At 46.9% G+C, this 19,960-nt stretch carries 19 protein-coding genes and 1 riboswitch; of the genes, 15 read left to right on the top strand and 4 right to left on the bottom strand.

What is annotated here, in order from left to right; genetic code table 11:
• Position 1: 1 nt before the first annotated feature.
• The 3 genes from IB196_RS07935 to IB196_RS07945 are packed head-to-tail and all read left to right on the top strand — an operon-like array spanning position 2 to position 2,823.
• The gene (locus IB196_RS07935; RefSeq protein ID WP_040230632.1) at positions 2-1,168 is read left to right on the top strand and encodes an ABC transporter permease; all 1,167 of its coding nucleotides are present in this window, start codon (positions 2-4) and stop codon (positions 1,166-1,168) included.
• A complete protein-coding gene (locus tag IB196_RS07940; RefSeq protein ID WP_005129180.1) occupies positions 1,161-2,108 on the top strand; it encodes an ABC transporter ATP-binding protein in 948 nt (315 codons plus the stop codon). Before IB196_RS07935 ends, IB196_RS07940 begins: the two co-directional genes overlap by 8 nt.
• Positions 2,092-2,823, top strand: a complete 732-nt coding sequence (locus IB196_RS07945) for an ABC transporter permease (RefSeq protein ID WP_005129178.1) — start codon at positions 2,092-2,094, stop codon at positions 2,821-2,823. Before IB196_RS07940 ends, IB196_RS07945 begins: the two co-directional genes overlap by 17 nt.
• Here the strand turns inward: IB196_RS07945 and IB196_RS07950 are convergent.
• Positions 2,804-2,911, bottom strand: a complete 108-nt coding sequence (locus IB196_RS07950; RefSeq protein WP_003027354.1) for a protein YohO — start codon at positions 2,909-2,911, stop codon at positions 2,804-2,806. The genes IB196_RS07945 and IB196_RS07950 overlap by 20 nt on opposite strands.
• Positions 2,912-2,962: 51 nt before the next feature.
• On the bottom strand, positions 2,963-3,694 hold the full coding sequence (gene mlrA, locus IB196_RS07955) for an HTH-type transcriptional regulator MlrA (RefSeq protein WP_005129176.1): 732 nt from the start codon (positions 3,692-3,694) through the stop codon (positions 2,963-2,965).
• A gap of 225 nt (positions 3,695-3,919) precedes the next feature.
• Between mlrA and IB196_RS07960 the strand changes: the two genes are divergently transcribed.
• Genes IB196_RS07960 through IB196_RS07970 form a run of 3 tightly spaced genes read left to right on the top strand, consistent with a single transcriptional unit; the run spans position 3,920 to position 6,838 of the window.
• A complete protein-coding gene (locus tag IB196_RS07960) occupies positions 3,920-5,605 on the top strand; it encodes a sensor histidine kinase (RefSeq protein WP_005129175.1) in 1,686 nt (561 codons plus the stop codon).
• Positions 5,602-6,321, top strand: a complete 720-nt coding sequence (gene btsR, locus IB196_RS07965; protein WP_005129174.1) for a two-component system response regulator BtsR — start codon at positions 5,602-5,604, stop codon at positions 6,319-6,321. The genes IB196_RS07960 and btsR overlap by 4 nt, the downstream gene beginning before the upstream one ends.
• Positions 6,322-6,367: 46 nt before the next feature.
• Complete coding sequence (locus tag IB196_RS07970) at positions 6,368-6,838, top strand: DUF1456 family protein (RefSeq protein WP_005129173.1); 471 nt, start codon at positions 6,368-6,370, stop codon at positions 6,836-6,838.
• 117 nt (positions 6,839-6,955) lie between these two features.
• On the opposite strand, the gene metG is transcribed toward IB196_RS07970, so the two are convergent.
• On the bottom strand, positions 6,956-8,989 hold the full coding sequence (gene metG, locus IB196_RS07975) for a methionine--tRNA ligase (protein WP_188232064.1): 2,034 nt from the start codon (positions 8,987-8,989) through the stop codon (positions 6,956-6,958).
• A gap of 164 nt (positions 8,990-9,153) precedes the next feature.
• Here metG and apbC point away from each other — a divergent pair, with 164 nt between their 5' ends.
• From apbC to IB196_RS08005, 6 genes are all read left to right on the top strand, one after another.
• Positions 9,154-10,263 (top strand): iron-sulfur cluster carrier protein ApbC, encoded by a 1,110-nt coding sequence (apbC, locus tag IB196_RS07980; protein WP_040230634.1) that lies wholly within the window; start codon positions 9,154-9,156, stop codon positions 10,261-10,263.
• A gap of 276 nt (positions 10,264-10,539) precedes the next feature.
• Positions 10,540-10,821, top strand: a complete 282-nt coding sequence (locus IB196_RS07985) for a DUF2574 family protein (RefSeq protein WP_188232065.1) — start codon at positions 10,540-10,542, stop codon at positions 10,819-10,821.
• 277 nt (positions 10,822-11,098) lie between these two features.
• A complete protein-coding gene (locus tag IB196_RS07990; protein ID WP_188232066.1) occupies positions 11,099-11,671 on the top strand; it encodes a fimbrial protein in 573 nt (190 codons plus the stop codon).
• Positions 11,672-11,722: 51 nt separating this feature from the next.
• Positions 11,723-12,406: a fimbria/pilus periplasmic chaperone gene (locus IB196_RS07995; RefSeq protein ID WP_149691491.1), complete on the top strand. Its 684-nt coding sequence runs from the start codon at positions 11,723-11,725 to the stop codon at positions 12,404-12,406.
• 12 nt (positions 12,407-12,418) lie between these two features.
• Positions 12,419-14,899 carry a fimbrial biogenesis outer membrane usher protein gene (locus tag IB196_RS08000; RefSeq protein ID WP_188232067.1) on the top strand — a complete coding sequence of 827 codons (2,481 nt, stop codon included), beginning with the start codon at positions 12,419-12,421 and terminating at the stop codon, positions 14,897-14,899.
• A gap of 10 nt (positions 14,900-14,909) precedes the next feature.
• Positions 14,910-15,905 (top strand): hypothetical protein, encoded by a 996-nt coding sequence (locus IB196_RS08005; protein WP_188232068.1) that lies wholly within the window; start codon positions 14,910-14,912, stop codon positions 15,903-15,905.
• A 63-nt stretch (positions 15,906-15,968) separates the two neighbouring features.
• Here IB196_RS08005 and IB196_RS08010 read toward each other — a convergent pair whose 3' ends face one another.
• A complete protein-coding gene (locus IB196_RS08010; protein WP_005129161.1) occupies positions 15,969-16,301 on the bottom strand; it encodes an RcnB family protein in 333 nt (110 codons plus the stop codon).
• A gap of 234 nt (positions 16,302-16,535) precedes the next feature.
• Positions 16,536-16,631, top strand: a riboswitch (TPP riboswitch).
• A gap of 67 nt (positions 16,632-16,698) precedes the next feature.
• Between IB196_RS08010 and IB196_RS08015 the strand changes: the two genes are divergently transcribed.
• From IB196_RS08015 to IB196_RS08025, 3 genes are all read left to right on the top strand, one after another.
• Positions 16,699-18,000, top strand: coding sequence for a tyrosine-type recombinase/integrase (locus IB196_RS08015; RefSeq protein ID WP_139935565.1), 1,302 nt, complete (start codon positions 16,699-16,701; stop codon positions 17,998-18,000).
• A gap of 87 nt (positions 18,001-18,087) precedes the next feature.
• Positions 18,088-18,912, top strand: a complete 825-nt coding sequence (locus IB196_RS08020) for a DUF4238 domain-containing protein (RefSeq protein ID WP_114680519.1) — start codon at positions 18,088-18,090, stop codon at positions 18,910-18,912.
• A 203-nt stretch (positions 18,913-19,115) separates the two neighbouring features.
• Positions 19,116-19,661 (top strand): hypothetical protein, encoded by a 546-nt coding sequence (locus tag IB196_RS08025; protein ID WP_114680518.1) that lies wholly within the window; start codon positions 19,116-19,118, stop codon positions 19,659-19,661.
• The last annotated feature ends 299 nt before the right edge of the window (positions 19,662-19,960 follow it).

Below are 19,960 nucleotides of genomic sequence, written 5' to 3' on the forward strand. Positions count from 1 at the left end.
GATGGGTGTTTTGTCGAAAATCTCAATCAATCGGGTGCTGTTGCTGCTGGTGTTTCTCACCTTCGCGGCGGCAGCGCTTCCTTTCATCAGTTATGCCCCTAATCGTCTGGTTTCCGGTGAAGGTCGTCAACTCTGGGAGGTCTGGCCCAACATGGCGTGGGGACTGGCGGCGACACTTTTACTGCTCGTGGTTTTATGCATCATACCCGGTAAATCCGGCAGTGTTTTGACGCTGGTTGTTGTCCAGTTACTGGTGATAGCGGCGTTGTTTATGGCCGGGAAAGCGGCAACGCATCTGGCTCAGACAGGAACTTCTGTCGCCAGAACCAGCCTGGGGAGCGGTTTCTGGCTTGGGTCAGGGGTGTTGTTGCTGGCTGGCAGTGACGCCATTCGACGTATTACCACTCAGCCACTGTGGCGCTGGGTACTGCATGCGCAAATTGTCACTGTGCCAGTGGCGCTGCTGCTGTCCGGTACCCTTAACGATCTTTCTTTGCTCAAAGAATATGCTAACCGCCAGGATGTGTTTGATGATGCTCTGGCGCAGCACCTGACTATTCTGTTCGGTACTGTGGTGCCTGCGCTGTGTATTGGCGTGCCGCTGGGCATCTGGTGCACTTTTTCTGCTTCGCGTCAGGGGCCAATATTTGCTGTGCTGAATATCATCCAGACGATCCCCTCCGTCGCGTTGTTTGGTTTGTTGATTGCGCCGCTTGCTGGACTGGTTAAGCATTTCCCGTGGCTTAGCTCGCTCGGCGTAGCGGGAACGGGCCTGACGCCTGCGCTGATTGCGCTGGTGCTGTATGCCTTATTGCCATTGGTTCGTGGCGTGGTGGCCGGGCTGAATCAGGTTCCGCGCGATGTGCTGGAAAGTGCGCGGGCTATGGGGATGAGCCCATGTCAGCGTTTTCTTTCGGTGCAACTTCCGTTAGCGCTACCCGTTTTCCTGCGCAGTTTGCGGGTGGTGATGGTACAGACGGTGGGGATGGCGGTCATTGCCGCATTGATTGGGGCTGGCGGATTTGGCGCGCTGGTTTTTCAGGGACTGCTCAGTAGCGCCGTTGATTTAGTGCTACTGGGCGTGATTCCGGTGGTGGTACTGGCAGTGCTGATTGATGCGCTGTTTGATTTAGGCTTAGCACTGCTGAAGGTGACAAACGATGATTGAATTTAGCCATGTCAATAAAACCTATAACCAGCAACAGGCCGTGAGCGATCTCAATCTGCATTTAGGCGAAGGTAGTTTTTCGGTATTAATCGGGACCTCCGGTTCGGGGAAGTCCACCACGTTGAAAATGATCAACCGGCTGGTCGAGCATGATAGTGGGCAGATCCGTTTTGCCGGGGAAGAGATCCGTAGCCTGCCGGTGCTGGAATTAAGACGACGTATGGGCTATGCCATCCAGTCGATTGGCTTATTTCCACATTGGACTGTCGCGCAGAACATTGCCACCGTACCACAGCTGCAAAAGTGGTCACGTGCGCGTATTGATGACCGAACAGAAGAACTGATGGCGTTGCTGGGGCTGGAAGCGGATTTGCGTCACCGCTATCCGCATCAGCTTTCCGGCGGCCAACAGCAGCGGGTCGGTGTGGCACGCGCGCTGGCGGCTGACCCTCAGGTTCTGCTGATGGACGAACCTTTTGGCGCGCTGGACCCGGTAACACGCAGTGCGCTACAGCAGGAGATGACCCGTATCCACCGTCTGTTGGGTCGTACCATCGTGTTAGTGACGCATGATATCGATGAAGCGCTGAGACTGGCGGAGCACCTGGTGTTAATGGATGCGGGCAAGGTGGTGCAGCAGGGCACGCCGCTGTCGATGTTGACGGCACCAGTGAATGATTTCGTGCGGACCTTTTTTGGCCACAGTGAACTGGGTGTAAGACTGCTGTCACTGCGCACAGTGGGGGATTTTACCCGTCGTGGTGAACAGTTGGCCGGTGAGCCGTTAGTGGATGAGATGACGTTACGTGATGCGTTATCTGTTTTTGTCGCCCGTGGCTGTGATGTGTTGCCGGTGGTTAATGCCCAGGGCGTGGCCCGTGGTACGCTCCATTTTCACGATCTGCTTTCGGAGACACCGCACAGTGAAACATCTGTTTGATCCTCTGCTGTGGCTCATTGCGCTGTTCCTGGTGTTGCTGGTGGGATTGCCCCACAGCCAGGCACTGTTCAGCGCGTTGTTTCCCCAATTGCCGCGTCCTGTTTATCAGCAAGAGAGTTTTATGGCGCTGGCGCTGGCGCATTTCACTCTGGTGGGCATTTCAAGCCTGATTGCTGTCATTATTGGGGTTGGGGCAGGTGTAGCGGTAACCCGTTCATGGGGAGTAGAGTTCAGACCTTTGGTCGAAACGATTGCCGCGGTGGGGCAAACTTTTCCGCCGGTTGCGGTGCTGGCGATCGCCGTACCGGTGATGGGTTTTGGCCCGGAGCCTGCGATTATCGCGCTGATCCTGTATGGGGTGTTACCGATCTTACAGGCAACGCTGGCAGGGCTGGGAGGGATCTCTGCCAGCGTAATAGATATCGCCGGCGGGATGGGCATGAGTCATGGGCAGCGGCTACGCAAAGTCGAACTTCCGCTCGCGGCACCGGTTATTCTGGCCGGGATTCGCACGTCAGTGATTATTAATATTGGCACCGCAACGATTGCCTCTACCGTTGGTGCGAATACGTTAGGAACACCGATTATCATCGGGTTAAGCGGGTTTAATACCGCCTATGTGATCCAGGGGGCGCTGCTGGTCGCATTGGCCGCAGTCATTGTCGATCGCGGGTTTGAGCGATTAGCGTACTACCTTACCCGGCACGTAAAATAAAGGTATAACCTGCCAGCATCACGCCGCCGATACCACCGATAGCCATCAGCAGGAAGAGGGTTATAACACCGATTTTAGCTGCGCTCATTTTGTACTCCTTATGTGAATTCAAGGATTGTACACGTTTGTTAATAAAATATTAAATACCGAGTGGATAAATATCATGACCCAACGCGCGCCATTCATCCAGTTGTTGGTGTTGTGCAGGGGTTTGGTTCTCTCCACACCAGACGAGCAGGGTGCGCCCTTCAAACAGCTCGGGCCGTAGCTGATTGAGCGAGTGGGCCAGTATATCAACACGCCATCCTTGCTGGCTGGCGACCCAGCCTTCCAGCCATAAACGGGTGGTATCGTGGATATTCCAGCCGACTACCAGGGCATCTTTACCCTGTTTTTTACGCGCCGAAGCAAGACAAATCGCAATATAATTGATGAGTACACCGTCAAGGATCCCCAATAGCGCCTGGAGAATGGGCTGCTGACATTGCAGACGTCGGCGCAAGGGAATAAACAAATGTGTATTGAGCGTTTGTGCAGGGTAATCCTGACCACGCTCTTTGATCCACAACCTGAGGCTGTGCAAATTGTTACGTTGCAAATAGCTCAATAGCGTTTCTTGCTGCTCACGCCAGCCGTTATGCACATCAATGTTCTCATTGCTGAGTAACATTTTAACTTTACTGACCTGAACGCCATTATTTATCCAGCGTTTTATCTCACGGATCCTGTCAATGTCCGCATCGTTAAACAGGCGATGCCCCCCGTCTGTACGCTGAGGTTTTAGTAATCCGTAACGCCTCTGCCATGCACGTAAAGTGACAGGGTTGATATCACAAAGCAAAGCCACTTCACCTATCGTGTAAAGCGCCATCGTTGTCTCACTCTTGCTCGCGAGGTCCCAGTTTTACTTTAGACGCTCTTTTGCGAACCAGGTAGTTTTGTCTGTTTTTTGATCAGAGCAAGGGTGAGATTGTCGCCATACTCGCGCTTTCGAGTGATCGTTCTCACAAATTCCTGTTTTTTTGCAACAGTTCAAAGAAAGTTACGCGCAGCCCATGTATGTTACGCGCTTTTAAGAAATGTGTGGTTGGCGGGTATGTACGAGTTTAATCTGGTGTTGCTGCTGCTTCAGCAGATGTGCGTGTTTCTCGTTATCGCGTGGCTAATGAGCAAGACGCGTCTGTTTATCCCGCTGATGCAGGTCACTATCCGACTGCCGCACAAACTTCTGTGTTACGTCACCTTCTCCATCTTTTGCATTATGGGCACCTACTTTGGGCTGCATATTGAAGACTCCATTGCGAATACTCGCGCCATCGGCGCGGTGATGGGCGGTCTGCTTGGCGGTCCAGTTGTTGGGGGACTGGTTGGCCTGACCGGCGGTCTTCATCGCTATTCGATGGGGGGCATGACGGCGCTCAGTTGTATGATTTCGACCATCGTGGAAGGCCTGCTTGGGGGACTGGTACACAGTGTACTTACCCGACGTGGTCGTACTGATAAAGTGTTTAGTCCGCTGACGGCTGGCGCGATTACCTTTGTCGCCGAACTGGTGCAGATGCTGATCATTTTGCTGATTGCACGTCCCTTTGAGGATGCCTTGCACCTGGTCAGTAACATTGCCGCGCCGATGATGGTGACCAATACCGTTGGCGCTGCGTTGTTTATGCGTATTCTGCTCGACAAACGCGCGATGTTTGAAAAATACACCTCGGCGTTTTCTGCCACTGCGCTAAAAGTTGCCGCCTCTACGGAGGGGATTCTGCGACAGGGATTTAACGAGGTTAACAGCATGAAGGTCGCTCAGGTGCTGTATGAAGAGCTGGATATCGGTGCGGTGGCGATTACTGATCGCGAGAAGTTGCTGGCGTTTACCGGCATTGGTGATGACCACCATCTGCCAGGCAAGCCCATATCCTCTTCATACACCCAACGGGCGATTGAAACCGGAGAAGTCGTGTATGCCGACGGTAACGAAGTGCCTTATCGCTGTTCACTGCATCCGCAATGCAAATTAGGGTCGACGCTGGTGATCCCGTTGCGGGGTGAAAACCAGCGGGTGATGGGGACGATTAAACTGTATGAAGCCAAAAACCGTCTCTTTAGCTCAATTAACCGCACGCTGGGAGAAGGGATCGCCCAGTTGCTTTCCGCGCAAATCCTGGCCGGACAATATGAGCGACAAAAAGCGATGCTGACGCAGTCAGAAATCAAACTTCTGCACGCTCAGGTTAATCCCCATTTTCTGTTTAACGCGTTGAATACGATTAAAGCCGTGATCCGTCGTGACAGCGAGCAGGCCAGCCAACTGGTGCAATATCTCTCGACTTTCTTTCGTAAGAATTTAAAACGCCCGTCGGAAATTGTGACGCTGGCTGATGAAATCGAACACGTAAATGCCTATCTACAAATTGAAAAGGCACGATTCCAGTCCCGTCTGCAGGTGACGTTAACGGTCCCGGAAGCGCTTGCGCATCAGCAATTGCCTGCGTTTACTCTGCAACCGATAGTCGAGAATGCGATTAAGCATGGCACTTCCCAGCTACTTGATACCGGAGAAGTCTCCATCACTGCTCGCCAGGAAGGACAGTATCTGATGCTGGATATTGAAGATAATGCCGGACTGTATCAGCCCACGACTGAGTCCAGCGGGCTTGGAATGAGTCTGGTGGACAAACGCCTGCGGGAACGGTTTGGCGATGATTTTGGCATCAGCGTAGCCTGTGAGCCTGAGCTCTTTACCCGAATTACTTTACGACTTCCCCTGGAGGAACTGGCATGATCAAAGTGCTGATTGTCGATGATGAACCGCTAGCGCGGGAGAACCTGCGGATCCTGTTACAGGAGCAAAGCGACATCGAGATAGTCGGGGAGTGTTCGAATGCGGTAGAGGCCATTGGTGCAGTGCATAAGCTGCGCCCGGATGTGCTGTTCCTCGATATCCAGATGCCGCGTATCAGCGGGCTGGAAATGGTGGGTATGCTGGATCCCGAGCATCGCCCGTATATCGTTTTTCTCACCGCTTTTGACGAATATGCAGTGAAAGCCTTTGAAGAACATGCTTTTGATTATCTGCTTAAGCCGATTGAAGAAACGCGGCTGGAGAAAACGCTGATCCGTTTACGTCAGGAGCGAACAAAGCAGGATGTGTCGTTACTGCCGGAACATCAGCAGGCGCTTAAATTCATTCCATGTAGCGGTCATAGCCGAATCTATCTGCTGCAAATGGATGATGTGGCGTTTGTCAGCAGTCGTATGAGCGGCGTTTATGTGACCAGTAGCGATGGCAAAGAAGGATTCACCGAGCTGACGCTCAGAACGCTGGAGAGCCGTACTCCGCTGCTGCGTTGCCACCGACAATACCTGGTCAACATGGCCCATTTGCAGGAGATCCGTCTGGAAGATAACGGTCAGGCTGAGCTGATTTTACGTAACGGACTGACTGTCCCGGTGAGCCGTCGGTACCTCAAAAGTCTAAAAGAGGCGATTGGCCTGTAAAACTGGTACACTGCGCGCCATTGCATCACCGACAGTTGAAGGCTCTATGCTAAGTAACGATATTCTTCGTAGCCTGCGCTACACCCTGAAAGCGAATAATAACGATATGGTGCGCATTCTTGCGCTTGCTGAGATGGAATCCACCTCTGCAGGTTTCGACACCTGGATGACAAAAGAAGATGAGGACGGGTTTGTTCGCTGCCCGGATATCATCCTCTCTGGTTTCCTGAACGGTCTTATCTACCATCTGCGTGGCAAAGATGATTCTGCGCCGGAACTGGCGATTGAACGTCGTGTTAACAACAATACGGTGCTGAAAAAACTGCGTATCGCGTTTTCACTGAAAACCGATGATATTCTGGCCATCATGACCGAACAGAAATTTCGTGTATCGATGCCGGAAATCACCGCGATGATGCGTGCACCGGACCATAAGAACTATCGCGAATGTGGCGATCAATTCTTGCGCTATTTCTTGCGCGGTTTAACTGCGCGAGTACATAACGCGAAGTCGTGATGGTTGCCCAGCGGCGCTGTGCTTGCAAAGTCTACGGGATTTGAAGACCGGGTAAGGCGAAACCGCCAGCCGGAGTAAAAGCAAAAGAAAAGCCGGAGATAATCTCCGGCTTTTTTGTTATTTCACCTGCTGACCAGGTTTCGCACCGTCATCCGGGCTTAACAGGAAGATGTCTTTTCCGCCAGGGCCTGCTGCCATCACCATCCCTTCAGAGATACCGAAGCGCATCTTACGCGGAGCCAGGTTCGCCACCATAATGGTCTGTCGGCCAATCAGGGCTTGCGGATCCGGGTAAGCAGAGCGAATACCGGAGAAGACGTTACGCTTCTCACCGCCGAGATCCAGCGTCAGGCGCAGCAGTTTGTCGGAACCTTCCACGAACTCGGCGTTCTCAATCAGCGCCACGCGCAGATCGATTTTGGCGAAATCGTCAAAGGTGATGGTGTCCTGGATAGGGTCATCCGCCAGCGGGCCGGTCACCGGTGCGGCTGCGGCTTTCACTTCTTCTTTGGACGCTTCCACCAGCGCTTCAACCTGTTTCATGTCGATACGGTTGTAGAGCGCCTTAAAGGTGTTGACCTTGTGACCGAGCAGCGGTTGCTCAATGGCATCCCAGGTCAGGTCGCTGTTCAGGAATGCCTCAACACGTTCAGCAAGCGTCGGCAGTACTGGTTTCAGGTACGTCATCAGGACGCGGAACAGGTTAATACCCATGGAGCAAATTGCCTGCAGGTCGGCGTCACGGCCTTCCTGTTTAGCCACGACCCACGGAGCCTGTTCGTCAACGTAGCGGTTAGCCACATCGGCCAGCGCCATGATTTCGCGGATTGCTTTACCGAATTCACGGCTTTCCCACGCTTCGCCAATCACCGCTGCGGCGTCGGTAAAGGTTTTGTACAGCGCCGGATCGGCCAGTTCAGCCGCCAGTACGCCGTCAAAACGCTTACTGATAAAGCCCGCGTTACGGGACGCCAGGTTGACCACTTTGTTGACGATATCAGCATTGACGCGCTGGACAAAATCTTCCAGGTTCAGGTCGATATCATCAATACGCGAAGAAAGCTTCGCCGTGTAGTAGTAACGCAAACTGTCGGCATCAAAGTGTTTCAGCCAGGTGCTGGCTTTAATGAAGGTACCGCGAGACTTGGACATCTTCGCGCCGTTCACCGTCACATACCCGTGAACGAACAGGTTAGTCGGTTTGCGGAAGTTGCTGCCTTCGAGCATGGCAGGCCAGAACAGGCTGTGGAAGTAGACGATATCTTTACCGATGAAGTGATACAGCTCAGCATCGGAGTCTTTCTTCCAGTATTCGTCAAAGCTTGTGGTATCACCGCGCTTGTCGCACAGGTTCTTGAAGGAACCCATGTAGCCGATTGGCGCATCCAGCCAGACGTAGAAATATTTGCCCGGTGCGTTCGGGATTTCAAAGCCGAAGTATGGTGCGTCGCGGGAGATATCCCACTGCTGCAGGCCAGATTCAAACCATTCCTGCATTTTGTTCGCCACTTGCTCCTGCAACGCGCCGCTGCGCGTCCACGCCTGCAGCATTTCGCTGAACGACGGCAGGTCAAAGAAAAAGTGCTCGGAGTCACGCATTACCGGTGTGGCACCGGAAACGACGGATTTCGGCTCGATAAGTTCGGTCGGGCTGTAGGTTGCGCCGCACACTTCACAGTTATCGCCGTACTGGTCCGGAGACTTACATTTCGGGCAGGTGCCTTTAACGAAACGATCCGGCAGGAACATGCCTTTTTCCGGATCGTAGAGCTGGGAGATGGTGCGGTTCTTTATAAAACCATTCTCCTTCAGGCGCGTATAAATCAGTTCAGACAGCTCACGGTTCTCTTCGCTGTGCGTTGAGTGGTAGTTGTCATAGCTGATGTCAAAACCTGCAAAATCAGTCTGATGCTCCTGACTCATTTCACCGATCATCTGCTCTGGCGTGATCCCAAGCTGCTGTGCTTTCAGCATGATTGGCGTACCGTGTGCGTCGTCCGCGCAGATGAAGTTAACCTGGTGGCCGCGCATTCGCTGGTAACGGACCCAGACATCAGCCTGGATGTGCTCCAGCATATGGCCGAGGTGGATTGAGCCGTTGGCGTACGGCAGCGCGCACGTTACCAGAATTTTCTTCGCGACTTGAGTCATAGTGGGCAATTACTTCTTTTGTAGTGAAAAGGGCTTTGATAGTACCAAAATGGTAATTACTGCGCCAAGCGATAAGGGCATTTATCCGTAAATGAATAATTGTTGCGGTTGGAGTAAACTACCTGGTGACTATTGTACTTTCAGAACAACAAAAAGGAGTCGGGATGAACGCACAATCCCAGGCCAAATCACCAGAGACCCTGCGCGCCATGGTCGCCGGGACGCTGGCGAATTTTCAGCATTCAACCCTGAAGCATAATCTGACGACGCTGAAAGCGTTGCATCATGTCGCCTGGATGGACGACACGTTGCACGTTGAGCTGGTCATGCCATTCGTCTGGCACAGCGCGTTTGAGGCATTAAAAGAGCAATGTAGTGCCGATTTACTGCGTATTACTGGTGCTAAAGCTATTGACTGGAAGCTGTCGCATAACATTGCGACGCTGAAGCGTGTGAAAAACCAGCCGGGTATTAATGGTGTGAAAAACATCATTGCCGTGAGTTCCGGCAAAGGTGGTGTGGGTAAATCCTCTACTGCGGTGAACCTGGCGCTGGCGCTGGCAGCCGAAGGGGCGAAAGTGGGCATCCTGGATGCTGACATTTATGGCCCGTCCATTCCGACCATGCTCGGTGCGGAAAATCAGCGTCCAACCTCGCCAGACGGCACCCATATGGCGCCGATTATGTCCCATGGCCTGGCAACCAATTCCATTGGGTATCTGGTAACCGATGACAATGCGATGGTGTGGCGTGGTCCAATGGCCAGCAAAGCGTTGTTACAAATGCTGCAAGAGACCTTATGGCCGGATCTTGATTATCTGGTTCTGGATATGCCGCCGGGCACCGGTGACATTCAGCTGACGCTGGCGCAGAACATTCCGGTAACGGGCGCGGTAGTGGTCACGACGCCGCAGGACATCGCGCTTATCGATGCGAAAAAAGGCATCGTGATGTTCGAAAAAGTGGAAGTACCTGTGCTGGGCATTGTTGAAAATATGAGCATGCATATTTGTAGCAACTGCGGTCATCATGAACCGATTTTCGGCACGGGTGGCGCACAAAAGCTGGCTGAGCAATATCACACCCAACTGCTGGGACAGATGCCGCTGCATATTTCCTTGCGTGAAGATCTCGACCGCGGTATGCCGACGGTTATCAGTCGTCCTGACAGTGAATTCACCGCGATTTACCGCGATTTGGCCGGCCGTGTTGCCGCCCAGCTCTACTGGCAGGGTGAAGTGATTCCAGGCGAGATTGCCTTCCGTGCAGTGTAATTTTTTCTGATGCGAAAGGTGTTGTACTTATTCACCGTATCAATTATATATTGATGCGGTGAATATATTGAGTGAGCAAACAGCCCAATATTATTCATCATGCCATTATAATCCGCGTCCTTTTCCTAATGATTCCCCTTAATGCATCATTCAAATTGATCATACCAATCTCATTAATCTACAATTTCAATTGGTTTTAGCAGGGAAGTTATCTCATAATTCAACGGACAAGCAGCCTGCATGCTGTTTCTGACCCATTACAGGAATAATGAACACATGAAAATTAGTTTATTCTTGGGAATTATCACACTGGCTTATGGAATTAGCACGTCTGCTTTTGCTTCTGATACCGCGACCTTGACCATTACCGGCAAGATAGTTGAACCCACCTGTAGCACTGATGTCGTGGCTAGTACTGTGCAACAGCGGTGTGGTCAGACTGTGCATAGTGCAGATATCAACAATGTGATGACTGCTCCAGCACAAGGCGTTGTGACCCGTATCGTCGCTGTTCCTGGGGATTCTTCGCGACAGATAGTATTAAATCGCTACGATTAAAAAAGCGTACTGCATAGTAGGCCCCCATCATTTTAATGAGAGATGGGGGCTTTTTTTTGGCCTGAATAATGATATCTAACGATTAATTACGTTAATTTATTAAAGTCGATAATAATATCTATGATATTCATTTGTTGCAATTATATTGCTATTTGTAACTTGTTTTAAATCAAAAAAACAACATGTTTACATTGCGGTAACGTTTATGCTGTGCGAATTTAATTTCAAGGGCCGACCCCTGGTAATAAATAGAAATTACTTTATTAAGGAAGATATTATGAAACGCTCAATTATTTCTGCTGCTGTACTGTCTGCTGTGTTTATGAGTGCCGGGGCTTTTGCTGCTGGGGAAGAAGGGACGTTAACAATCGAAGGTACTATTATTAATAGTTCTTGCCATTTTGCAGACAACATGAATTCAAGTGTTATCACATTGCCGGAAATTGATGCTTCACGTTTTTCTGGATTGTCTGCAGGTGCAGTTGTTGGTACTGAAGTATCTGATTCAACACCAATGAAAATAATATGTCCCGCAGGTACAAAATTAAATACAATAAGAATTTCTAATGGAGAATTTACTACAGAGGGTGTACTTAAAAATAAAAAAGAAGTAAACGGTGAAGTTGATGCGTCTAAGGGCGTTGGTGTTAAATTGAAATTAGGTAATAAGTCGATTACTAATGATCAGGAAACTAATGTCAAAGATATTATTACCGCAACTAAAGATGATTCTTCAGGGGTGGAATATACTCTGGGATTTTCAGCGCAGTACGCTAGATTAAATACAGCAACACCCGTTGTTGCAGGGGAAATATCATCAGTTTTAACTATTTCCGTTTCTGCAGAATAAATTTCTATGCCGGTGTGTTCACCGGCTGTTTTTTTAAAGGACGAACGCAACATGAAATGGATTCTAAGCGCTTTATTAATCGTATCTGTGCAACCCGTCCATGCTGGCATTGTGATCTATGGCACTCGTGTTATTTACCCAGCAGAAAAGAAAGAAGTCCTGGTACAATTGATGAACCAGGGTGAACGCTCTGCACTGGTACAGTCATGGATTGATGACGGTGACAGCTCATTGCCACCGGAAAAAATTCACGTACCATTTATGCTGACTCCTCCGGTGGCTAAGATAGCTGCGGACTCTGGTCAGCAGTTGAAAATTAAAAAAATGCCGAATATGTTGCCCAATAACAAAGAAAGCTTGTTTTATCTTAATGTACTGGATATTCCACCAAATAACCCTGACAACACTGGGAAAAATGTATTGAAGTTCGCGATGCAGAATCGTATTAAATTATTTTATCGTCCTAAAGGTATAGCGGCTGTTAATAAAAATACTTTCCATAAACTGTCGTTAACACGCAGTGGTAATGGTTATTCTATCAGAAATGATGCAGCTAACTGGGTCACGGTGACAGAAGTTAAAGCTAATAATGTCAAAATCAACAATGAAAGTATTATGCTTGCTCCGCTCTCCAGTGAAAAAGTGGCATTGAAGAATAGCAACGCCAGCCAGTATAAATTGACCATTATTGATGATCACGGCAATTATATCAGCGATAACGTCAGCCTAAAATAACAGGAGCCGATTATGTTAAGGATGACTCCGCTTGCTTCGGCAATACTGCTGTTGTTGGTTGGCATTGACGCCCAGGCCGCAGAAGAGACGTTTGACACCCACTTTATGATGGGCGGTATGAAAGGCGAAAAGGTCTCAAATTTTCGCCTCGATGATAACCAACCACTGCCAGGCCAATATGATATTGATATCTACGTCAATAAGCAGTGGCGTGGTAAGTATGAAATAACCGTTAAGGATAATCCGGATGACACTTGTTTATCCCGTGACGCATTAACGCGTCTGGGAATAAGCACGCAAGCTTTGGACAAGAAAAATGAATGCCCAACCTTGAAGCAGGCGGTGCAAGGGGGCAGTTACGCCTGGAATATCGGCACGTTTCGTCTTGATCTCAGCGTACCGCAGGCGTATGTCGATGAGCTTGAGAATGGCTATGTTCCTCCGGAAAACTGGGATCGTGGCATCAATGCCTTCTATACCTCGTACTATGCCAGCCAGTATTACAGCGATTATAAGGATTCGGGTAACAGTAAAAGTACCTATGCACGTTTTACCAGTGGGTTAAATCTGCTGGGCTGGCAGTTGCATTCCGATGCCAGTTATAACAAAACCGATGACAGCAGCGGTGAATGGAAAAGTAATACCCTGTATCTGGAACGTGGCATACCGCAAATTCTGGGCACGCTGCGTGCCGGGGATATGTATACCTCATCAGATATTTTTGATGCGGTGCGCTTTCGTGGCGTGCGGCTGTATCGCGATATGCAGATGTTGCCAAGTTCTAAACAAAATTTCACGCCGTTAGTGCAGGGGATTGCACAGAGTAACGCGCTGGTCACCATTGAGCAGAACGGCTTTGTGGTTTACCAAAAAGAGGTTCCTCCAGGACCGTTTTCCATCGCCGATTTACAATTGGCAGGTGGCGGCTCAGATCTTGATGTCAGTATCAAAGAGGCTGACGGTTCAGTAACCACTTTTCTGGTACCGTATGCAGCGGTGCCCAACATGCTGCAACCGGGTGTTTCAAAATATGATTTTGCCGCTGGACGTAGCCATATCGAAGGCGCCAGCAACCAGACCGATTTTGCGCAGATGAGCTATCAATACGGGCTGAATAATCTGTTAACGCTGTACGGCGGTTCCATGCTGGCGAACAACTACAATGCTTTCACTGTGGGGACCGGCTGGAATACGCGCATTGGCGCAATTTCCCTCGATGCAACCCAGTCCCATAGTAAACAGGACAATGGTGACGTGTTTGATGGGCAGAGCTACCAAATTGCCTATAACAAATATCTGGCACAAACCGCCACCCGTTTTGGCCTGGCGGCGTATCGCTACTCTTCCAAAGACTATCGCACGTTTAACGATCACGTCTGGGCAAACAATAAAAACAGCTATCATCGTGATGAAAATGATGTGTACGATATCGCGGACTATTATCAAAACGATTTTGGTCGTAAGAACAGTTTTTCGGCTAACGTCAGCCAGTCTCTGCCGCAAGGTTGGGGTTCGTTTTCGCTCAGTACCCTGTGGCGCGATTACTGGGGGCGTGGCGGCAGCAGTAAAGATTACCAGGTGAGTTATTCCAATAGCTGGCAGCGAATTAGCTACACCTTTTCAGCCAGCCAGACCTATGACGAAGATCACCACGAAGATAAGCGTTTTAACGTCTTTATCTCTATACCTTTCGATTGGGGAGATGATATTAGCGCTCCGCGCCGACATCTGTACGTGTCTAATTCCACGACCTTTGATGATGATGGTTTTGCGTCTAACAATACCGGGCTTTCCGGAACGGCAGGCAGTCGCGATCAGTTTAACTATGGGGTGAATCTGAGTCATCAACGTCAGAACAGCGAAACAACGGCGGGCGGTAATCTGACGTGGAATGCGCCGGTCGCGACGCTTAACGGCAGCTACAGTCAGTCGTCTAAATATACACAAACTGGCGGCAGTATTTCAGGCGGCCTTGTGGCCTGGTCTGGTGGCGTGAATTTAGCCAATCGGCTATCAGAAACGTTTACCGTGATGCATGCGCCGGGTCTGGAAGGGGCATATGTGAATGGGCAGAAATACCGTACCACCAACCGCAATGGCGTGGTGGTCTACGACGGCTTAACGCCTTATCGTGAAAACCACTTGACGTTGGATGTGTCTAATGCCAAGAGTGAAACCGACCTGCAAGGTAATCGCCGTAGCGCAGCGCCGTACCGGGGAGCGGTTGTGCTGGCAACGTTTGATACCGACCAACGTAAACCTTGGTATATCCGGGCGCAGCGCCCTGATGGTTCACCGCTGACGTTTGGTTATGAAGTTGAGGATATCCACGGGCACAATATTGGTGTGGTCGGTCAGGGAAGCCAGCTTTTTATCCGTACCAATGAAATGCCACCGGAGATAAACGTGGCGATTGATAAACAACAGGGACTTTCATGCTCAATCACTTTCGGCAAAACGATTGATGAAAGTAAAGTTTATATTTGTCGGTGAGGGATAAATCATGAGATTATTTTTTTTACTTGTTGTTTTTTTTAGTTTTAACTCCATTGCCAATTGCTATATTCCTGATGGCGGAATCGAAAGTGTAGAAAGAAACGAGGTGTTATCTATTTCGACAATGAATGGAAATGAACTTGTTTTGCAAAACTTTGGATTCACGAAAAAACCAATGTGCAGGAATATATTTGGTTGGGGCGTTGAAACAACTTTTGACATTAAATACCCAACTTCACCTTACTTTAAATATGATGTTGGGGGAGGGCGATTTATTTATCTAAAAGCAAACTACCCTAGCTCACCAAATACTGTAGAATATAAAATCAATTTTTATGAAACGAACTATAAAGCTCAAGATATAAATGAAATTAACAAGCAAAACCTAAAATTCACGTTTGATGTTATTTCTGCTAATAATCAAAACTCCATAAATGCTGCAAATTTGTCCGATGGTTTTGAAATTAGGTTTGAACCTAGAGAAAGTACAGGTATTGGCGCTACATCAAATAAAGGCCATAAGTATGTTTTTAAAATAAATCCTGATGTGAAATTAATAATTAAAACATGCAAATTTTTAGATGGAGTGCTTAGTGCGCCAGATATATCTATTAATGACCTGAGAGGTACACCGCAGAGTTTCTTTAGGTTAGAAAAGACGGCCGGTGAGGTTGCTTTTAAGTGTACTACAGGGGTGTCATCTGATTCGTTTCGATATCATTTTGAGTCAAGCAATGCAGTTGGTAGTATTCTTAAAAACGAAGATGCGCGAAATGCTACAGGTGCGGGTGATGTCGGATTTGAGATTTCATTAGATGGCGCTAACAAGATATATTTCGATAGTGGTAGTAGTAAGAGCTATAATCTTTTGAGTTTTAATGAAATTAGTTCGATTGAGCAAAAAATGGACCTTGTTTTATATGGAAAATACGTGGTGTATAGCGATGATTTTCATTCGGGAAGTGTAAGAAGTCTTGTGAAAGTAGTAGTGGAATATTATTAATACTTTTAGATGGTTATAATTTTTAATAAGCGCTCTCACTTAGTTGAAAGCGCGTTATCTTTTTCACCGGTGATAAAAAATCTCGCCGTCATAGGCTTTAATGATAGTAGCGTCGGCATCATTGACCAGCACATACGCGCCGCCCATGTAGGTCCAGTGGGTGCCTGGCGTCGGCGCGGGCAGGTTGCGCAGATTCCACTGCTTAATGGTGTATTCTTCGGTGAGATACAGTGGTGGAACCTTGTCACCGGGTTTGAAGTGGGTGAAGTCAGCAATAAAGCTGCTCAGCTCATACTTATCGATACCGGTGGGGGCGGCTGTTGCGGCCGGCGCGGCCCAGACGACGCTGCTCGCGAGCAGGAGTGCACCCAGCAACATTTTATTCTTCATACCCATCCTCTCTACTTATTCGGGTCGTCAAAATCAGTCGTGTATCATTCCTGGCATACCGGATGTCTGACAAGCATTTTTTTGTGATCACGCCAGTTATTTCGTAAAAAGTGTAAATGAAAGTACAGAAATCTAGCAACCGTGACCAGCGGTTTCACCGTCAAAGCCTGTTCCGCGCCAATTTACATCGTTAAGCGCAGGCAGTATCCTGTTGCCGAAACCTGAATATCATATTTGTGTTTCAACGACTCGGGGTGCCCTTCCTGGTGAAGGCTGAGAAATACCCGTACCACCTGATCTGGATAATGCCAGCGTAGGTTGCCAAAATTCTGATTAGTATTCATATGGTTACATTTCTTTTTGTCCGTGTGTAATGCACCTAAGGTACAAAAAGAGCATAATTATGAGGTACAAAACCCTACCATACACGTTTCAACGAAACGGTAACTACTATCTACAGATCCGGCTTTCAAATGGCAGGATGTTTAAAAAATCTCTTCTTACCGATAGTTATCGCGAAGCCTCTGCTTTGATGGTTCGCATCACTCCACATGTTCCTTTTATTAAATCATTAGCAACTCCGATCTCGATGCTTGATGAGTTTGTGTCAAACCTGATTTTGTCAGAACGTAGGGTTGTGAAAGTTCCATTGTTACCCAGCCTACCGATTGTTCTTCCCGTTGAAATCGAGGGACCATCGGCACAAGCCGAGCCGGAAAACGTGTTAACTCTCTCTGATGCTTGGGTTATGTACAAAGCCGAAAAGGGGCGTAATTGGACTAAATCGATCTCAATGGCAAATGAACGTTACATTGAAGTATTGTTTGTAGTGTTGGGGCAAAATACGGATGTAACAGCGATCACTAAACAGGACATTAGACAGGTGATGGAAGTTGTTGAGAATTTACCTAAGCGTGTTGTCCAACCATATCGCTCGATGAATGTTCAGCAGTTGATAGATTGTGATGACGTGCCACCTGATGAGCTTGTTGGTGTTGAGGCTATCCATAAGCATCTTAAAGTCTACAAATCGCTGTTCAAGACCTTTCTCACAGAAAACAAAGAAATTTTGATGAAGTCACCAACTGATGGTGTAGTGGCTGCACCATCTAAAGCAAGATTTGGTGCATACAATTCGGCGGAGATGAAGAAGTTTGTAGAATGGGCACACAAGCAGCCAGATGGCTGGCTGAAGTGGATTACATTGTTGTTGGCATACACCGGAGCCAGAAGAGGCGAAATCGCAAAACTGGAAAAATCACAGATTAAATTTGATGAGGATAGCCAGCGATATTACTTCCTTCTTGCAGAAGGAGGGCAGGGGAAAACAGAAAATGCCACCCGGCAAGTAGTAATCCACACCAAGCTGATCGAATGGGGTTTCATGGAATACGTTGATCGCCAGTGGAAAGAACGGATTTTTTCAGAAGTGGCAGGTACTAATATGACTAAGATCGGTAAAGAATTTGCTGATGTGCGTGATCAGCTTGGCATTTCGTACTTAGACGATTTTGGACAGCGGAGGCTTTTGCATAGTATTCGCCATTCTGTTTGTTCTGCTGCGATGTCTGGATGGGTAACTAACATCTTGCATTTGCAACAAACGGTAGGTCATGAAAAAAGCGGAGGGATCACAAAACGCTATTTGCATACCTTCCCTCTATCGTCAATTTGTTATGTAATTGATGGGATTAGATGGATTTAAGCTATGTAGCATGAATAAGCTGCATTTTATCGTGTTTTAAAATAAATCTAACTTTCGGTAAAAATATTATACAAGGAGTTCAGTTGTATGAGTCAATCTAAGAAACACCATTATGTACCAGCGTGTTATTTGAAAGGATTTACCAATGAGGGGAAAAGAACATCTTTATTTTGGGCGTTTCCAAAAAATAAGCCTGGGTTCAAACATGGTACAAATCCTAATGATGCCTGTGTAAGCAATAATTATTATAAATTAGAAGAGAATACGCGACCATTATTTATTGAAGAATGGTATGGTAATACGGTCGAACCACGTATTGGTGAGTTTTTAGAGACTATAGATATGGTCAAAGAAATTAACTCCAAAGATGAAGGTTTAATCTGGTTGTTATCATCTTTATTTTTGAGAACCCCACAGCATAGAAATAATATCGAAACACCTTTAAAACAAGAACAAAAAATAATAGAGTCAATGAAAAAAGACCTTACGCAAAGAGGAGTTAAATTAGATGTCTCTGTAGCGAACTACAATATAGATGACATCATAGAGTACGAACTTAAACAAACTGAAATTGCCGCAGGCTATTTCCCTATGTTTAATTATTCTCTTATTAAGTCACCAGATGGAATTAATACTATCACCAGTGATGCCCCACTTTTTTTAACGCATAATACACGTGAAGTATTTGGGTTAGCTACTAAAGGAACAATGATATTGGCACCTTTGAATAAGAATACATTTTTATTTGGAAGTAAAGAAATGAAATTAATGCCAGTCCATAATGCTACGCAAAAAGAAATTGCCGATTTAAATACAATGATTATGAATTCTTCAAATGAGAGATGTTTTTCTAATAACGAACACTTTTTTCTTCTTGATGAGAATGAAAATGTTGTAAAGTATCCATTTTAGTAATTGGATTAATCTTTTTCAGGCATGATGCGTTCAAAGTGAATAGGTTATGTGAATTCCATAAAAATAACTAAGTAGGCATGACTTCAATTAATTATAATATTAAGTGTGCGTTCTAAAATGATAATTCAAATGATTTTTGTTGAATGTTAATAAAGTTAAAATTATAATGACATTATATTATAGTTAAAGAGAGAGTTGTAATGGCAAAGAAAAATAAGAGATTACTTTATTCCTCTGTGATATGGACTAATACAATAACACTTGTAATTTTTATTTCTGGTATTTTTTATCAGAACTATCATGAATATAAAACGCAAATAGAACAGAATAATAGGTTGCTATATTTAATAGGTGCAGAAGCCCAAAGGAATATGATTTCAATGCTTCCTATGAGCGATGAGTACATCAAGTTTAGAGATTATCAGAGATGTTTTAAACTTGATGAAATCAATGAGGATGAAGCCGAATTTATAATTACATCTGCATATTCTATTAAGACTGATGTTTATACGACATTATTGGATAAATTTATGTTTCTTTCATCTGAAGATCTTAAGTTTGTAATGATGTACTATAGTAATGTATTGAATTTCAAAGACTTCTCTCATTCAATTGATGAAGCTATCAAAGCTAAAGGCTTTGATGTGGTCAGTTTAGACAATAGAAGGAGATTGCTACGTCAATATTGTGTTCAGTCGCAGACCATACAGGAAACTATGAGTAGGTTTCTTTCACGTTCACAGTAATTAAATTGGAATATATCCATTTTTTTTTGAACGATAAAGGTCATATATCTAAAATTGCTAAAGTAAATTTATAAGTTATTTCCTCTATGGAAATACCAAAAAGTAGTTACTGGAAACAAAAGACATTATCATAAATGGGGTGGGTTTATAATCAACTATATCTATCTTTGGAATTTCGACTCTTCATAATAGAGTTAATTATATATTCTCTCCCGCAACAATGCATAGCGAGTAAATTAGCTAATACAGAGATCTTTTTTGAGGGAAATTCACCGAGAAAATCAGTGCGAAAAATTATT

This window comes from Citrobacter sp. C6_1 (assembly GCF_014596835.2).
GTDB classification, from domain to species: Bacteria; Pseudomonadota; Gammaproteobacteria; order Enterobacterales; family Enterobacteriaceae; genus Citrobacter; species Citrobacter pasteurii.

Bases quoted from the DNA above. Each gene is read 5' to 3' on its own strand.
- IB196_RS07935 (WP_040230632.1), top strand. From the start codon at position 2: ATGGGTGTTTTGTCGAAAATCTCAATCAATCGGGTGCTGTTGCTGCTG.
- IB196_RS07940 (WP_005129180.1), top strand. From the start codon at position 1,161: ATGATTGAATTTAGCCATGTCAATAAAACCTATAACCAGCAACAGGCC.
- IB196_RS07950 (WP_003027354.1), bottom strand. From the start codon at position 2,911: ATGAGCGCAGCTAAAATCGGTGTTATAACCCTCTTCCTGCTGATGGCT.
- mlrA (WP_005129176.1), bottom strand. From the start codon at position 3,694: ATGGCGCTTTACACGATAGGTGAAGTGGCTTTGCTTTGTGATATCAAC.
- IB196_RS07960 (WP_005129175.1), top strand. From the start codon at position 3,920: ATGTACGAGTTTAATCTGGTGTTGCTGCTGCTTCAGCAGATGTGCGTG.
- btsR (WP_005129174.1), top strand. From the start codon at position 5,602: ATGATCAAAGTGCTGATTGTCGATGATGAACCGCTAGCGCGGGAGAAC.
- IB196_RS07970 (WP_005129173.1), top strand. From the start codon at position 6,368: ATGCTAAGTAACGATATTCTTCGTAGCCTGCGCTACACCCTGAAAGCG.
- metG (WP_188232064.1), bottom strand. From the start codon at position 8,989: ATGACTCAAGTCGCGAAGAAAATTCTGGTAACGTGCGCGCTGCCGTAC.
- apbC (WP_040230634.1), top strand. From the start codon at position 9,154: ATGAACGCACAATCCCAGGCCAAATCACCAGAGACCCTGCGCGCCATG.
- IB196_RS07985 (WP_188232065.1), top strand. From the start codon at position 10,540: ATGAAAATTAGTTTATTCTTGGGAATTATCACACTGGCTTATGGAATT.
- IB196_RS07990 (WP_188232066.1), top strand. From the start codon at position 11,099: ATGAAACGCTCAATTATTTCTGCTGCTGTACTGTCTGCTGTGTTTATG.
- IB196_RS07995 (WP_149691491.1), top strand. From the start codon at position 11,723: ATGAAATGGATTCTAAGCGCTTTATTAATCGTATCTGTGCAACCCGTC.
- IB196_RS08000 (WP_188232067.1), top strand. From the start codon at position 12,419: ATGTTAAGGATGACTCCGCTTGCTTCGGCAATACTGCTGTTGTTGGTT.
- IB196_RS08005 (WP_188232068.1), top strand. From the start codon at position 14,910: ATGAGATTATTTTTTTTACTTGTTGTTTTTTTTAGTTTTAACTCCATT.
- IB196_RS08010 (WP_005129161.1), bottom strand. From the start codon at position 16,301: ATGGGTATGAAGAATAAAATGTTGCTGGGTGCACTCCTGCTCGCGAGC.
- IB196_RS08015 (WP_139935565.1), top strand. From the start codon at position 16,699: ATGAGGTACAAAACCCTACCATACACGTTTCAACGAAACGGTAACTAC.
- IB196_RS08020 (WP_114680519.1), top strand. From the start codon at position 18,088: ATGAGTCAATCTAAGAAACACCATTATGTACCAGCGTGTTATTTGAAA.
- IB196_RS08025 (WP_114680518.1), top strand. From the start codon at position 19,116: ATGGCAAAGAAAAATAAGAGATTACTTTATTCCTCTGTGATATGGACT.